Origin of the sequence: Azohydromonas australica DSM 1124 (assembly GCF_000430725.1) — a bacterium.
GTDB classification, from domain to species: Bacteria; Pseudomonadota; Gammaproteobacteria; order Burkholderiales; family Burkholderiaceae_C; genus Azohydromonas; species Azohydromonas australica.
Genome location: NZ_KE387211.1, coordinates 17291 through 30655, shown reverse-complemented (window position 1 = coordinate 30655; position 13365 = coordinate 17291). Strand labels below are relative to the sequence as shown.

Below are 13365 nucleotides of genomic sequence, written 5' to 3'. Positions count from 1 at the left end.
ATGGATTCCGTCACACCCGCGAAGGCGGGTGTCCACGCGGGTCGGGCGGCGTCCCGGAGCTCGTGGATGCCCGCCTACGCGGGCATGACGGAGTTGTTGCTCAGGCAGCTTTTTTCCACGGCGCCTGCGTGAGCTTCCACACCGGCGAGCTGATGGCCATGTCCATGTCGCGGGCGAAGATGGCGAAGCCGTCGTAGCCGTGGTAGGGGCCGGAGTAGTCCCAGGAGTGCATCTGGCGGAAGGGCACGCCCATCTTCTGGAAGACGTACTTTTCCTTGATGCCCGAGCCCACGAGGTCGGGCTGCAGGCCTTCGGCGAACTTCTCGAACTCGTAGCCCGTGACGTCGTCGTAGATGAGCGTGGAGTCCTTGATGTAGTGCGTGGTGCGCTGGTAGTCGTCGTTGTGGGCGAACTCGTAGCCCGTGCCGACGATCTCCATGCCCAGGTCCTCGTAGGCGCCGATGACGTGGCGCGGGCGCAGGCCGCCGACGTACAGCATGACGGTCTTGCCTTGCAGGCGGGGCTTGTACTTGGCCAGCACGGCGTCGACCATGGGCTGGTACTTGGCGATGACGGCCTCGGCGTTGGCCTTGATGGTGTCGTCGAAGTGGCTGGCGATGTTGCGCAGGCTCTCGGCGATCTTGGTGGGGCCGAAGAAGTTGTACTCGACCCAGGGGATGCCGTACTTCTCTTCCATGTGCCGGCTGATGTAGTTCATCGAGCGGTAGCAGTGGATGAGGTTGAGCTTGGCCTTCGGGGTGTTCTCCAGCTCGGCGATGGTGCCGTCGCCCGACCACTGGGCGATCACGCGCAGCCCGATCTCTTCGAGCAGGATGCGGCTGCTCCAGGCGTCGCCGCCGATGTTGTAGTCGCCGATGATGGTGACGTCGTACGGCGTGGAGACGAACTTGTGCTCCTTCTTGGTGGTGCCGTCGAAAACCCAATCCCGAATCGCATCGTTGGCCAGGTGGTGGCCCAGCGACTGGCTCACGCCGCGGAAGCCCTCGCAGCGCACGGGCACGATGGTGTGGTTGCCGTGCTCCTTGCTCTTCTTCTTGGACACCGCCTCGATGTCGTCGCCGATGAGCCCGATGGGGCACTCGCTCTGGATGGAGATGCCCTTGTTCAGCGGGAACAGCTCCTGGATCTCGTCGATGATCTTGTCGAGCTTCTTGTCGCCGCCGAAGACGATGTCCTTTTCCTGGAAGTCGGAGGTGAACTGCATGGTCACGAAGGTGTCCACGCCGGTGACGCCGATGTAGTAGTTGCGCCGCGAGCTCCAGGAGTACTGGCCGCAGCCCACGGGGCCGTGGGAGATGTGCACCATGTCCTTGATGGGGCCCCACACCACGCCCTTGGAGCCGGCGTAGGCGCAGCCGCGGATCGTCATGACGCCGGGCAGGCTCTTGATGTTGGACTTGACGCCGCAGTCGGGCTTGCCCTCCTCGTAGTTGTTGAGGTGCTTGGCCCGGCGCTTGGCCATCTTCTCGGGATAGGCCTTCAGGACTTCATCGATCAAGGCCTTGTTGGCGGCCTTGCGCTCTTCAACGGTCATGCTCATGCGGGACTCTCCGTCAGCAGTGGATTCGGCGGTGTGGTTGCGGCAGCAGCGGGAAATCTTGTTGTTTTGCAAGGGGCACGCCCCGGCCCTCAATCGGGGCTTGGCGCGTGCCCCTGCGGCCTATCAGGCGGCGAGCTCGGAGGCGGTCTTGCCGACCTGGCTCTCGTCGATGGCCTGCATGATCCCGTGCTCCATGAGCAGGTCTTCGAGCTCGTCCATGGTGATGGGCGAGGGGATCACGCCGTTGCCGGCGTTGGCGTGCACCTTCTGCGCCAGGGTGCGGTACTCGCCGGCCTGCTTGGAGTCCGGTGCGTACTCGATGACGGTCATGCGGCGCAGCTCGGCGTGCTGCACGATGTTGTCGCGCGGCACGAAGTGGATGAGCGTGGTGCCGAGCTTCTTGGCCAGCGAGTCGGCCAGCTCCAGCTCCTTGTCGGTCTTGCGCTCGTTGCACACCAGGCCGCCCAGGCGCACGCCGCCGCTGTTGGCGTACTTCAGGATGCCCTTGGAGATGTTGTTGGCCGCGTACATGGCCATCATCTCGCCGGACATGACGATGTAGATTTCCTGGGCCTTGTTCTCGCGGATGGGCATGGCGAAGCCGCCGCACACCACGTCGCCCAGCACGTCGTAGGAGACGTAGTCCACGCCTTCATAGGCGCCGTTCTCTTCCAGGAAGTTGATCGAGGTGATCACGCCGCGGCCGGCGCAGCCCACGCCGGGCTCCGGGCCACCGGATTCCACGCAGCGGATGTCGCGGAAGCCGATCTTCATGACGTCCTCGATCTCCAGGTCCTCCACCGAGCCGGCTTCGGCGGCCAGCGACAGGATGGTGTCCTGGGCCTTGGCGTGCAGGATCAGCCGGGTGGAGTCGGCCTTGGGGTCGCAGCCGACGATCAGGATCTTCTGACCCATCTCGGCCAGCGCGGCCAGCGTGTTTTGGGAGGTGGTGGACTTGCCGATGCCACCCTTGCCGTAGAAGGCGATCTGACGAAGCTTTGCCATGGATATGCTCCAGTGTTTGAACGAGAAGTGACGAATCTCTGCGGGTCGTCGCGATCTCAATGCAGCCTTGGGTGCCTGTGGTCTTCTTCTGCAGCGCCTTGGGGGACTGGCACGGGGTCCGCGCAACCAGCCTTACGCAATGGCCGTGCCATATCCCGTCCGCACAGCGTCTGCAGAGGGAAACGCCTGGCGTGGCGGGTTTTTTCGTCCATGTGCTGCGCGTCATGGCGGTGCCTGAATGTCGGAAAGGCGACAAAGCCCGGGGGCGCCCTTGTCGCTATGGTGTGTTTGCTCCGTGGCCAGGGGCGCTATCCAGGCGGGTTGAGGCATTGGCGTGGTGGTACGGGGGTTGCATGGGTGCTTGCGAGGGCTTTGTGGTGCGCTTGACGTTGCGCAAGGCCTGTAAACAAGTTTCGACCTCAACCCACTGGAGTCCTCGATGACCGCTACCGTTGCCGAATCCCCCGTCGTTGCCGCCCTGGCCGACACCGCCCTGGCACCCCTGGAGGCCCAGGGCCGTCTGCTGAATCCCGTGCTCAAGGCCGCCACCAAGAAGGCCGGCCGGGTGGGCTTCCGCGGCGAGCTGGCGCTGCGCTTCGCCCCGAAGCTGGCCGACGAGGCCCGTCCGCCCGAGCTGTCCTGCGACCAGGTCATCGCCATGGCCGAGAAGGGCAATGCGAAGCTGCCGTTCTTCGCCGGCTACCTGCTGAGCTTCGAGCACCTCAAGGACGTGGCGGAAGTGCTGGGCGAGCAGCTCAGCGCCGAGGGCAAGTACTTCCTGTTCTGCAACAACATCGACCTGCTCAAAAAGTACCAGGTGGCCTACAACGGTGCCACGTTCTACGTGCTGCCGATCGACGAGGCCACGGTCTACAACGAGCTGCTGGAGCTGCTGTACCTGGAGAAGGGAGACCTCAAGAAGCTCGACACCGCCGGCAAGACCGACGCCGTGGCCGACGCGGCGCTGAAGTTCAAGGGCAGCTTCGAGCCCATGACCTACGAGGAAGGCCTGCAGCGCATGGGCCCGGTGCGCAACCCGAACGAGAACCGTCCGGTCTGAGGCCCGCGTGGCTTTCCCGCCGGCTCTTGCGCAGGACGCCGTGCTGACGGGAGAGTCCGACCCGGCCCGCTGGTATGGGACCAACCTGGTCGGCATACCGGCGCCGCTGCTGGGCGGCGTCGAATTCAATGCCCATCCGCGCCGGCTGCGCATTGCAGGGGCCCGTGCATCGAGCGCGGGCCTTTTTGCGTTGCTGGACCAGTGCGGCCATGCCGACGAGGCCCGCGAGGTATTCGAGCATTACATGGAGCTGGTCTTTGGCCTGGCCAAGCCCGCCGGCCGGGCGCCCTCGTCCGAGAACCGGCGCTGGAAGGCGAGCTACCTCAAGCTGCTGCAGGGCTGGGGCATGGATGCCAACGGCCCCGCCGGCGCGGTGCTCAAGGGCTGGGTGGAAAGCCGCTTCGGCCTGGTGCCCACCTTCCACAAGGCGCCGCTGCAGCGCTTTCCCTCGCCGGCCTGGGTGGCGTACTTGGAAGAGAAGAGCACCAGCCGCTACCACAACAACAACATCTACCAGCAGCTCGACCTGTTGTTCGAGTTCTGCCAGTGGATGCTGTGGCGCTTCCAGCTGCTGGGCCCGGGCACACACGTGCCGCTGTGGCGCGGCAGCACCCGCTGCGAGGAGCAGACGATCGAAGGCTCGCTGCGCGAGCGTCGCTGCACCGTGCGGCTCAACAACATCGTGTCCTTCAGCCTGTCGCGGGACACGGCGGACTGTTTCGGCGACTGGCTGCTGCATGCGCGCGTGCCACGCGTCAAGCTGCTGCTCGTGCCCGGGCTGCTGGCCACGCGCTCGCTGCAGGGTGAGTCAGAAGTCCTGGCGTTGGGCGGCGATTACGAAGTGGAGGCCAGCTATGGCGTTTGATGGCGGACCGGCAGGTGGGCTGCTTGACCGCGCCCTGGGCGCCTACCTGGGCTTGGCCCTGGGCGATGCGCTGGGGGCCACGGTGGAGTTCATGACGCCGCGCGAGATCGCCTTGCGCTTTGCCGACCAGGGCGGCGTGCACCGGTGCATCACCGGTGGCGGGTGGTTGAACCTCGCCCCGGGCCAGGTCACGGACGACACCACCATGAGCCTGGCGCTGGGCAACGCGCTGCTCGAAGGCCGACGACAGCACAAGATGGGGGACACGCGGCTCATCGCCGAGGCCTTCGTGGCCTGGTGGCGCGGCCGCCCGGTGGACTGCGGCAACACCTGCCGCCGCGGCATCCAGCGCTACATCCGCAATGGCGCGTTGTCCACGCCGGTCAACGAGGGCGACGCCGGCAACGGGGCGCTCATGCGCAACCTGCCGGCGGCCCTGGCCACGCTGGACGACGACGCGGCGTTCAAGAACATCTCGCTGGCCCAGGCGCACATCACGCACAACCATCCGCACTCCGACGCGGCGACGCTGGGCCTGGGCCACATGCTGCGGCTGCAGCTCGCGGGCGCGGACGCCGCTGCCCTGGAGCAGCGCGCGGCACGGCTGGTGGCGGAGCATCCGGTGTTCCGTTTCAACCCCTACCCCGGCCGCGCGAGCGCCTACGTGGTGGACACGGTGCAGACGGTGCTGTGGGCCTTCACCACCCATGCCGACTTCGAGGCGGCCGTGGTGGCCGCGGCCAACCGCGGCGAGGATGCCGACACCACCGCCGCGCTGGTGGGCATGCTCGCCGGCGCGCGCTGCGGCGCCGGCGCCCTGCCCCGCCACTGGCTCCAGCGCCTGGTGCCCGACGTGGCGCGGGCGGTGACGCAGCAGACCAAGGCCCTGGTGGCTCCCTTCCTCTGAGGCGAGCCCGCGCGGCTGCGCTACGCTGCGGGCATGGATGCGTCGATGTATTGGCCGCTGCGCCTGCAGCCGGGCGCGGACTTGCGCAGGGCCCTGGAGGCTGCGGTGGCACAACAAGGTTGCGATGCCGCTTTCGTGCTCGGCGGTATTGGCAGCCTGAGTGAGGCGCAGCTGCGCCTGGCGGGTGCGGCTGAAACCTTGGTACTGGCCGGGCCGCTGGAGGTGCTGACGCTGTCGGGCAGCGTCAGCACGAAAGGCTCGCATCTGCACGCCAGCCTGTCGGATGCCCAGGGCCGCGTGCTGGGCGGGCACCTGGGATATGGATGCAGCGTGCGCACCACGGCCGAGGTGCTGCTGGCGCTGTTGCCGGGCTGGCGCTTCACGCGCGAGCCCGATGCGGCCACGGGTTACGACGAGCTCGTGGCGCGCCGGCAAGACGTGCCGCCTGCCGCTGCGGACTGAGCAACTCGGCGTTCGGTCCGATGCCGTTGGACGGTCCGAACGGGCTCGTTCCAGTGTTGCCGCCGGGCTGGTGTCAGAAGCCCGACAGAGCGCCCAGCAGCTCCACCGTGACCGGCTCCTCGCCGAGCACGACCTGGCAGGCCAGGCGCGACTTGCTGCCCACGCCCACGATGGTGTCGAGCTTGGCGTTTTCGGTCGGCGTCATGCGCGAGACGCCCTTGCGGCCTTCCTTCAGGAAGAGGTGGCAGGCGCCGCACTTGGCCTGGCCGTTGCACTTGCTCGACAGGCTCTCGCCGCCGGCGAGCAGCGCCTGCAGGAGCGTCTGGCCGGCAGCGGCCTCGATCACCTTGTTGGAGGGCAGGACGGTAAGTTGGGGCATGGTCAGCTCCAGGGATGGGAAAGCTTTGTCGTTGTTGGAACGCGGGAGTGGCGGCTCAGGGCCAAAACTCGCGTTGCGGGTCCTCACACAGCTCGCGCAGCGCCTGGGCCAGCGTCACGCCGGCGCTCTTGAGCACCCAGCAGCCCTGCGCGTGGTCGCGCTTGTGCAGCAGCCAGCAGCCCTGGCTGGCCGGCACCAGCCAGGCCACGGGGATTTCGCCGCCGTGCGGGTCGATGTTGCGCGAGCAATTGGGACTGGCCACCAGCCAGCCCAGGCCCTCGCGCTGCACACGCGGCTGCACGTAGCGGTAGCGCCGGCGCGCGCGGATGGCGCGGCTGATGCGCGCGCCGTCGAGCTCGACCACGCGGTCGCTGCGCGGCGGCGCCTCGATGGGGCCAAGCGTCGCGGCGGCATTCATGCCAGAGCCCTCTCAGCGAAGGTTTTCCAGCTGCTCTACACGCTCGCCCAGTTGCGCCAGCACCTCTTCAGGCAGGTTGTCCAGCGTGCACAGTTCCTTGGCGCGCATGCCCACCTGGTGGCCGGTCTCGGGGAACTCCACGGCGTAGATGTAGAACTGCTGCAGGAAGGTGCCGATGGAGCGGACGAAGCCCACGTCGCCGCGGTTCACCAGCAGCGCGCCGATGTCCTTGCCGCCGTAGGTGCCGTCGTTGCGGACCACGCTGCGGCTGATGACGCGCTCGCCCATCTGGAAGCGGGGCGGCAGCGCGATCTCGATGGTGTCGTCGTCACGGGCAATGTCAGCCATGGGTGCACTCCAGTTCAGCACGGCGCGCGGCGGCACGCTCGCGCACCTCGGGTTCCTCGTCGCCCAGCAGCCGCTCCAGCACGTGGCCCAGGGCACGGCCGGCGGCCTCCCAGCGCACGGTCCAGTCGGGATCGCCGGCCAGGGCGTCCAGCAGCGGCGCGGGCAGCCGCTCGGCGACGATGCGCCGCACCTCCGGCGCCGGGTCCTCGACCAGGCGCCACAGCGCGGGCATCTGCACCCGGCGCGCCACGTCCAGGCGCACCTGCAGGTCCGCGTCGTGCATCAGCAGCGGCAACAGCCCTTCGGGCAGGCGGCGCGCCACGGTCTGGCGTACCTGGTAGTCGGGGTCGCGCAGCATCGAGGGCAGCGCCGTGGCGTCGATGCGCTGCGCTACGCGGATGCGCACTTCGCGGTGTGGGTCGTTCACCATGCGCAGCAGCAGCCGCTGCGGCACGCGCAGCGCCAGTTGCATGCGCACTGTCTCGTCCGGGTCGTCCAGCAGCGCGGGCAGGCGGAACAGCTCCGCGTGGCGCGCGGCGATGGCGCGCACCTCGAAGTACGGATGCGCCAGGTGTTCGTTGGCAAGCTGCGGATGGGTGCGAAAGAAACGGTCGATGCGCCGCGCGTAGGCATCCTGCATGCAGCAGCGCCCGGGCTCGCAGCCGCCGCTTTCGCGCAGCGCCGCATGCGCGCAGGCGCGGCAGGTAGCTTCGGTGAGGGGGGCGCCCTGCCAGTCGATGGCCGGGATGTCGCCCTGCGTCGTGGTCACTGGGCCGTGCATCGGGAGCCTCCTTCAGGCGGGTGCCAGGCGGGCCCAGGCGGCCGCGCCAGTGGCTACCGGCACGGAGGCCGGGTCGTCTTCGTCGTCGGCCTCGCCCCGCAACGCGCGCTGGCGCACGCCTTCGAGCAGGGCCGCGCCCACGCAGTCGTCCGGGTCAAGCGCGCGCAGCAGCGCCAGCGCGTCGCGCGCTTCCACGTCGTCGCCCAGGCGCATGCTCAGGTAGGCGTAGCCCTTGAGGACGAACAGATAGAAGCGCGCGGCGGGCTCGTGGCGCGCGCCGGGCACCGGCTCAGGCCGCACGTGGCGCCACACGGTGGGCAGCCGCAGCGCGCGCGCGCCGACCACCAGCGCTTGGCGCGCGATGTCGCGCGCGGCATGCAGCCGGTGGCCGAAGAAATGGTGGCGGTACAGCGCGATCAGTACCGCCGGGTGGTCGGGCGCGAGGGACTGCGCGCGCATCAGCGCGGCCATCGCCGCCACGGGGTCGGCGCGGCGGCGGCCGGCTTCGGCCAGCGCCTCCTCCACGCCGGGCGGCATGGCCAGCCCCAGCACCGCGGTGTCGAAGTCGGCCGCCGCGTCCATCGTCACATCCGCTTGATGGAGGACAGCGACACGCTGGCCTCGGCCGGTGGCGTGACCGCGTCGCCGCTGGAGCTGCAGCCGCAGGCGCCGCCCTTGGTGTTGGCGAAGGTGAAGCCGCTTTGCAGCGGCGTGTCCACGTGGTCGATGGTCACGCCGTCGAGCAGCAGGCGGCTCTCGGCGGGCAGGAACATGCGCAGGCCTTCCACCGACTGTTCAGCGTCGCCGTCGCGCGGCGTGGCTTCCACGCTGAACTCGGCGCTGTAGCCCGAGCAGCCGCCCGGCGCCACCGTCAGGCGAAAGCCGCCGGCGGGCGTCTCGGAGAAGCGCACCATGCGGCGCATGAATTTCAATGCCGCGGGCGACACGGAGAAGTTGGGTTGCATCATCTTGGTTGCTCCTCAGACCTTCTTGATGCAGCCGTCCACCGGGCACACCGCCACGCACTGCGGCGAGTCGTACTGGCCTTCGCACTCGGTGCACTTGGCCGGGTCGATGATGAACGTGCCGCCCTTCTCGCGGATGGCCGTGTTGGGGCACTCGGGCTCGCAGGCCGAGCAGCCGGAGCACTGGGAAGCAATGATCTTGTAGGCCATGGTGTAGCTCCTGCTTGGGTAACGGGGCTGGTGGAGGTCAGGCCGCGGCTTCGGCGCCGCCCGTGTAGGCGCCCTGGCGGATGCGCGCGTCGCCGCGCGGCTGGTGGGTGATGTCGCCGCGCGCGATGCGCTGGCGGTACTCGGCGAACCACGACAGGGCCGCCTTCTCGATGAATTCGTGCGCGTACTGGTCCACGGGCTCGATGCCGGCGGCGGTGAGCTCGTCGCGCGGGCAGGCGCCGATCTTGGATACCAGCACGGCGTGGCAGTCGTTGATGGCGCTGACGATGGAGGGCAGCTGCTCGTCCTCGCCGAAGCCGCCCTGGCAGTACAGGTCCACGCGGCGGTGGCCGACGAAGGTGGCCTGGGCCCTGGAGACCTCGTAGATCTGGAACTCGGTGGCGTGGCCGAAGTGCTGGTTGACCTTGCCATGGCCCTCGGTGGCCACGGCGATGAGCACCTTCATGCCGGCATCGACGCCGTCGTCCTGGGCGCTGGCGGCCAGCGCGGCCTCCTTGGCGTCGTGCTGGGCCTGGCGTTCGGCCTCGACCGACTGCTGGTAGGCGCGGCGCTTGTCGAGGTCGTAGACGATCTCCATCTGCTCGATCTTGTCGAGCGTGAACTCGTCGGAGCGGTCCTCGCCGAGCAGGCCCACGGCGTCGGCACGGCACTGGCGGCAGTGGCGCATGAGGTTGGCGCCGCCCATGCAGGCGTCCTGCACGGCCTTGAGTTCCTGCGCGCTGGGGCCGCGCTGGCCATTGAGGCCGAAGTACGTGCCGTGCTCAGGCTCGGAGATCAGCGGCATGATGTTGTGCAGGAAGGCGCCGCGCTTCTTGACCTCGCGGTTGACCTCCAGCAGGTGCTCGTCATTGATGCCGGGGATGAGCACGGAGTTGATCTTGGTGAGCACGCCGCGCGCGGTGAGCATCTCCAGGCCCTTCATCTGCTGCTCGTGCAGGATGCGGGCGGCCTCATAGCCGGTGACGCGCTTGTGATCCCAGAAGATCCAGGGATAGATCTTCTCGCCCACGGCCGGATCGACCATGTTGATGGTGATCGTGACGTGGTCGATGTTGTATTTGCAGATCTCATCGACCATCTCCGGCAGCGCCAGGCCGTTGGTCGAGAGGCACAGCTTGATGTCGGGGGCCTTCTCCGCAAGCATGCGGAAGGTGTCGAAGGTCTTCTTGGGGTTGGCCAGCGCGTCGCCGGGGCCGGCGATGCCCAGCACGGTCATCTGCGGAATCTCGCTGGCCACGGCCAGCACCTTCTTGACGGCCTGCTCAGGGGTGAGCTTCTGGCTGACGACGCCGGGGCGCGACTCGTTGGAGCAGTCGTACTTGCGATTGCAGTAGTTGCACTGGATGTTGCAGGCCGGGGCCACGGCCACGTGCATGCGGGCGAAGTGGTGGTGGGCCTCTTCGGAGTAGCAGGGGTGGTTCTTGATCTTGTCCCAGATCTCCGCAGGCATGTCCTCGGGGCCGGCGGAGGAGCCGCAGCTGGACTTGCCGGAGCCACCGGTGCTGCCGCAACCGCTGGCGGCAGTTTCCTGGACGTCGCTGAGCGCCTTGCGGCCTTTCTTCAGTCCCTCGATGGAAACGAATGTGGTGCTGTCGGACATGACGGGCCTCTGGGATGCCGGAAAGTGAGCCTTCCATTGCCAGAGCCGTGCCAGGCCGCAAACACAATCAAATCAAAGACTTAGCGCGTAGCGCGGATGTGAGCATTCGAACAATCGCGACAAGGCTCGCGACGATGCTTGTTGATCTGGATCGAATGGCGTGCGCCCGGGATGCGCTAAGCGCGCGGCGCTGAAAGCCGGGATGCGGGGCAGCGGCTGCACCCGGCGCGCGTGGGCGGGGCAGAAAAAACCGCCCGATGATCGTCGGATCATCGGGCGGGCAAAGCGCCGTTGGGCGCCAGGGAGGAAAACGGGTGAGCCCGGCAGGTGGATCTGTCCAGCTGCGTGACGGGCTGCAAGCCGTTGGGAGCTTGGTCACTTCAGTGACGCTGCCCGGGGCCTGCGATGTATGTCATTAGAGGCCAAAAGCGCCCCGGAGTTGTGACAGCTTTGTCAAACATGGCCTTTATGTGCGCGCGCCACGGTGCCGCGCCGCCGGGCCCGCCTAGGATGCCGCCCCATCCTGGCCCCCCGGCCGGGCCTGTTTTGCCCGCACGTTCCAGATTTTCCATGCAATTGCAGATCCTCGTTGTCGACGACATCGCCGAGTCGCGGCGTTCGCTGTGCGACCTGGTGGTGACGCTGGGCCACGTGGCGGTGGGCGCCGACAGCGGCGAGGCGGCGCTGGCGCAGCTGCAGCACTGTCGCCCGGACCTGGTGCTGCTCGACCTGCTGATGCCCGACATGGACGGCTTCGAGGTCACGCGCCGCATGCGCGAGCTCGACGGCGGGCGCTGGATGCCGGTGATCGTGACCTCCTCGCTGCAGGGCGAGGAGCACTTCATCCACGCGCTGGAAAACGGCGCGGACGACTTCCTGGCTCGCCCGGTGAGCCCGGGCCTGCTGGAGGCCAAGCTGCGCCACTACGGCGACGTGCTGGCGCTGCAGGGCCAGCTCTCGTCGCTGGCGCAGCGCCAGAGCGACATCCTCGACAACATCCTCGACCCCGTGCTGACGCTGGACGCGGCCGGCCGGGTGGAGGAGTTCAACCGTGCCGCGCGCACGCTGGCGGACCTGCAGGGCGAGCCGCTGGACAACGGGGCGCCGTGCAGCGCCCTCTTCGGCATGGAGCTCAACGCGCTGCTGGCGCAGCGCGAGTGCCGGCTGCGCCGCGTCGGCGGCGAGGAGTTCGAGGCTGAAGTCGGCCTGAGCGAGTGGCGCGAGCACGGGCGCGTGCATTTCACGCTGGTGCTGCGCGACCTCACCGAGCAACGGCAGGTCGAGCGCATGAAGGACGAGTTCCTGGCCACCGTCAGCCACGAGCTGCGCACGCCGCTGACCTCGGTGCTGGGCGCGCTGGGGCTGCTGGCCGGCGGCGCGGCCGGCGCGCTGCCCGCGCCGGCGCTGTCGCTGCTGGACGTGGCGCGGCGCAACGGCACGCGGCTGAGCCGGCTCATCGACGACATCCTGGACCTGACCAAGCTCGAAGGCGACCGCCTGGTGCTGCACCAGCGCCCGCAGCTGCTGGCGCCGCTGCTGCGCGAGGCGCTCACGGCCAACCAGGGCTATGCCGATCGCGCCGGCGTCAAGCTCGCCGCCGAGGGCCTGGACGCGGCGGCCGTGGAGGTGCGGCTCGATGCCGACCGCTTCCAGCAGGTGATGGCCAACCTGCTGTCCAACGCCATCAAGCATTCGCCTGCGGGCGAGACGGTGCAGGTGCAGCTCTGGACCTCGCCGCAGGGCGCACGCGTGACGGTGCGCGACCGCGGCCCGGGCATCGACCCGCGCTTTCGCGCCCGCATGTTCGAGAAGTTCTCCCAGGCCGACGGCACCGACCGCCGTGCCCAGGGCGGCACGGGCCTGGGCCTGTACATCACGCGCATGCTGGTGGAGCGCATGGGTGGGCGCATTGCCGCCGACGAAGTGGACAGCGGGGCCTCCTTCAGCATCTGGTTCCCGGTGGACGAGGCCGCGGCACCGCCGGTGCCGCATACATAGACAGAGCAAGCAGGAGGGAGGCACCCGATGAGCGAGCTGCGCCGCGTGATGTGCGTCGAGGACGACGCCGACATCCGCATGATTCTGGAATTCAGCCTGGCGGCCGTGGGCGGCTACGAGGTGTGCATGTGCCCCGGCGGGCGCAACGCGCTGCAGCAGGCGGCGGTGTTCCGGCCCGACCTGGTGCTGCTGGACGTGATGATGCCCGACCTCAGCGGCCCCGAAACCCTGGCCGCGCTGCGCGAGATGCCGAGCATGCGCGGCGTGCCGGTGGTGTTCATGACGGCCAAGGCCATGCCCGACGAACTGGAGCAGTTGCTGCAGCACGGCGCCACGGGGCTGATCGTCAAGCCCTTCGACCCCATGACGCTGCCCAAGGACATCCTGCCGTACTGGGAACACGGTAGGGGCTGCCATGTCCTTGCCTGAGCCGGGCGAAGCCCCGCCGTCGGTACAGGCCGCGCTAGAGCGGCTGCGCGAGCGCTTCATGGCGGGGTTGCCGCAACGCTGGCGCGACATCCAGGAGGCCCACGATGCCGCCGCCCAGGCCGCCGTGCTGCACCAGCTCGCCGGCGTGGCCGGCAGCTTCGGGCTGCATGCGCTGGGCCAGGCTGCGCGCGAGGGCGAGCACGCCGTGGCGGCCGGCGACGCCGTGGCCCTGGCGCAGGCGCTGGAGCGGCTGCGGGGCTGCCTCGTGGCCGCGGGTATCACCCTGGCGTGAGCGTCACAATGGCTGCATGCGCTTGCGACGGCGCCTGACCCCTTACCAATGCAGTATTCCTCTA

17 protein-coding genes are annotated in these 13365 nt (G+C 68.5%); 7 read left to right on the top strand and 10 right to left on the bottom strand.

Annotated elements, in window-relative coordinates; all coding sequences use genetic code 11:
* Positions 1-100: 100 nt before the first annotated feature.
* Both nifD and nifH read right to left on the bottom strand, forming a co-directional pair.
* The gene (gene nifD, locus H537_RS0132630; protein ID WP_029001237.1) at positions 101-1561 is read right to left on the bottom strand and encodes a nitrogenase molybdenum-iron protein alpha chain; all 1461 of its coding nucleotides are present in this window, start codon (positions 1559-1561) and stop codon (positions 101-103) included.
* 123 nt (positions 1562-1684) lie between these two features.
* Positions 1685-2566: a nitrogenase iron protein gene (gene nifH, locus H537_RS0132625; RefSeq protein ID WP_029001236.1), complete on the bottom strand. Its 882-nt coding sequence runs from the start codon at positions 2564-2566 to the stop codon at positions 1685-1687.
* A 439-nt stretch (positions 2567-3005) separates the two neighbouring features.
* Between nifH and H537_RS0132620 the strand changes: the two genes are divergently transcribed.
* The 4 genes from H537_RS0132620 to H537_RS0132605 are packed head-to-tail and all read left to right on the top strand — an operon-like array spanning position 3006 to position 5860.
* Positions 3006-3626, top strand: a complete 621-nt coding sequence (locus H537_RS0132620) for a hypothetical protein (RefSeq protein WP_051243980.1) — start codon at positions 3006-3008, stop codon at positions 3624-3626.
* A 7-nt stretch (positions 3627-3633) separates the two neighbouring features.
* A complete protein-coding gene (locus tag H537_RS0132615) occupies positions 3634-4491 on the top strand; it encodes an NAD(+)--dinitrogen-reductase ADP-D-ribosyltransferase (protein ID WP_238446894.1) in 858 nt (285 codons plus the stop codon).
* Positions 4481-5398, top strand: coding sequence for an ADP-ribosyl-[dinitrogen reductase] hydrolase (gene draG, locus H537_RS0132610; protein ID WP_029001233.1), 918 nt, complete (start codon positions 4481-4483; stop codon positions 5396-5398). Before H537_RS0132615 ends, draG begins: the two co-directional genes overlap by 11 nt.
* Before the next feature lie 45 nt (positions 5399-5443).
* Entirely contained in the window at positions 5444-5860 is a 417-nt protein-coding gene (locus H537_RS0132605; protein ID WP_051243977.1) for a PPC domain-containing DNA-binding protein, read from the top strand.
* A gap of 73 nt (positions 5861-5933) precedes the next feature.
* Here the strand turns inward: H537_RS0132605 and H537_RS0132600 are convergent, their stop codons facing one another.
* From H537_RS0132600 to nifB, 8 genes are read right to left on the bottom strand one after another with little or no spacing between them, the layout of a single operon-like run.
* Positions 5934-6239 carry a 2Fe-2S iron-sulfur cluster-binding protein gene (locus H537_RS0132600; protein WP_029001231.1) on the bottom strand — a complete coding sequence of 102 codons (306 nt, stop codon included), beginning with the start codon at positions 6237-6239 and terminating at the stop codon, positions 5934-5936.
* Between the two features lie 55 nt (positions 6240-6294).
* The gene (locus tag H537_RS0132595; RefSeq protein WP_029001230.1) at positions 6295-6657 is read right to left on the bottom strand and encodes a DUF3024 domain-containing protein; all 363 of its coding nucleotides are present in this window, start codon (positions 6655-6657) and stop codon (positions 6295-6297) included.
* Between the two features lie 12 nt (positions 6658-6669).
* Positions 6670-7005, bottom strand: coding sequence for a nitrogen fixation protein NifZ (locus H537_RS0132590; RefSeq protein ID WP_029001229.1), 336 nt, complete (start codon positions 7003-7005; stop codon positions 6670-6672).
* Positions 6998-7786 (bottom strand): 4Fe4S-binding leucine-rich repeat protein, encoded by a 789-nt coding sequence (locus tag H537_RS0132585; protein ID WP_029001228.1) that lies wholly within the window; start codon positions 7784-7786, stop codon positions 6998-7000. Before H537_RS0132585 ends, H537_RS0132590 begins: the two co-directional genes overlap by 8 nt.
* 12 nt (positions 7787-7798) lie before the next feature.
* Positions 7799-8368 (bottom strand): hypothetical protein, encoded by a 570-nt coding sequence (locus H537_RS0132580; protein ID WP_029001227.1) that lies wholly within the window; start codon positions 8366-8368, stop codon positions 7799-7801.
* A gap of 2 nt (positions 8369-8370) precedes the next feature.
* Entirely contained in the window at positions 8371-8751 is a 381-nt protein-coding gene (locus H537_RS0132575) for a HesB/IscA family protein (protein ID WP_029001226.1), read from the bottom strand.
* A gap of 15 nt (positions 8752-8766) precedes the next feature.
* Positions 8767-8961, bottom strand: a complete 195-nt coding sequence (locus H537_RS0132570; protein ID WP_029001225.1) for a 4Fe-4S binding protein — start codon at positions 8959-8961, stop codon at positions 8767-8769.
* A gap of 37 nt (positions 8962-8998) precedes the next feature.
* A complete protein-coding gene (gene nifB, locus H537_RS0132565; RefSeq protein ID WP_029001224.1) occupies positions 8999-10582 on the bottom strand; it encodes a nitrogenase cofactor biosynthesis protein NifB in 1584 nt (527 codons plus the stop codon).
* Positions 10583-11152: 570 nt separating this feature from the next.
* On the opposite strand from nifB, the gene H537_RS56625 reads away from it, so the two are divergent.
* From H537_RS56625 to H537_RS0132550, 3 genes are read left to right on the top strand one after another with little or no spacing between them, the layout of a single operon-like run.
* Positions 11153-12580, top strand: a complete 1428-nt coding sequence (locus H537_RS56625; protein WP_169517136.1) for a hybrid sensor histidine kinase/response regulator — start codon at positions 11153-11155, stop codon at positions 12578-12580.
* A 27-nt stretch (positions 12581-12607) separates the two neighbouring features.
* Positions 12608-13009 (top strand): response regulator, encoded by a 402-nt coding sequence (locus tag H537_RS0132555; protein ID WP_029001223.1) that lies wholly within the window; start codon positions 12608-12610, stop codon positions 13007-13009.
* Complete coding sequence (locus H537_RS0132550; protein ID WP_029001222.1) at positions 12996-13301, top strand: Hpt domain-containing protein; 306 nt, start codon at positions 12996-12998, stop codon at positions 13299-13301. The genes H537_RS0132555 and H537_RS0132550 overlap by 14 nt, the downstream gene beginning before the upstream one ends.
* Positions 13302-13365 lie beyond the last annotated feature (64 nt).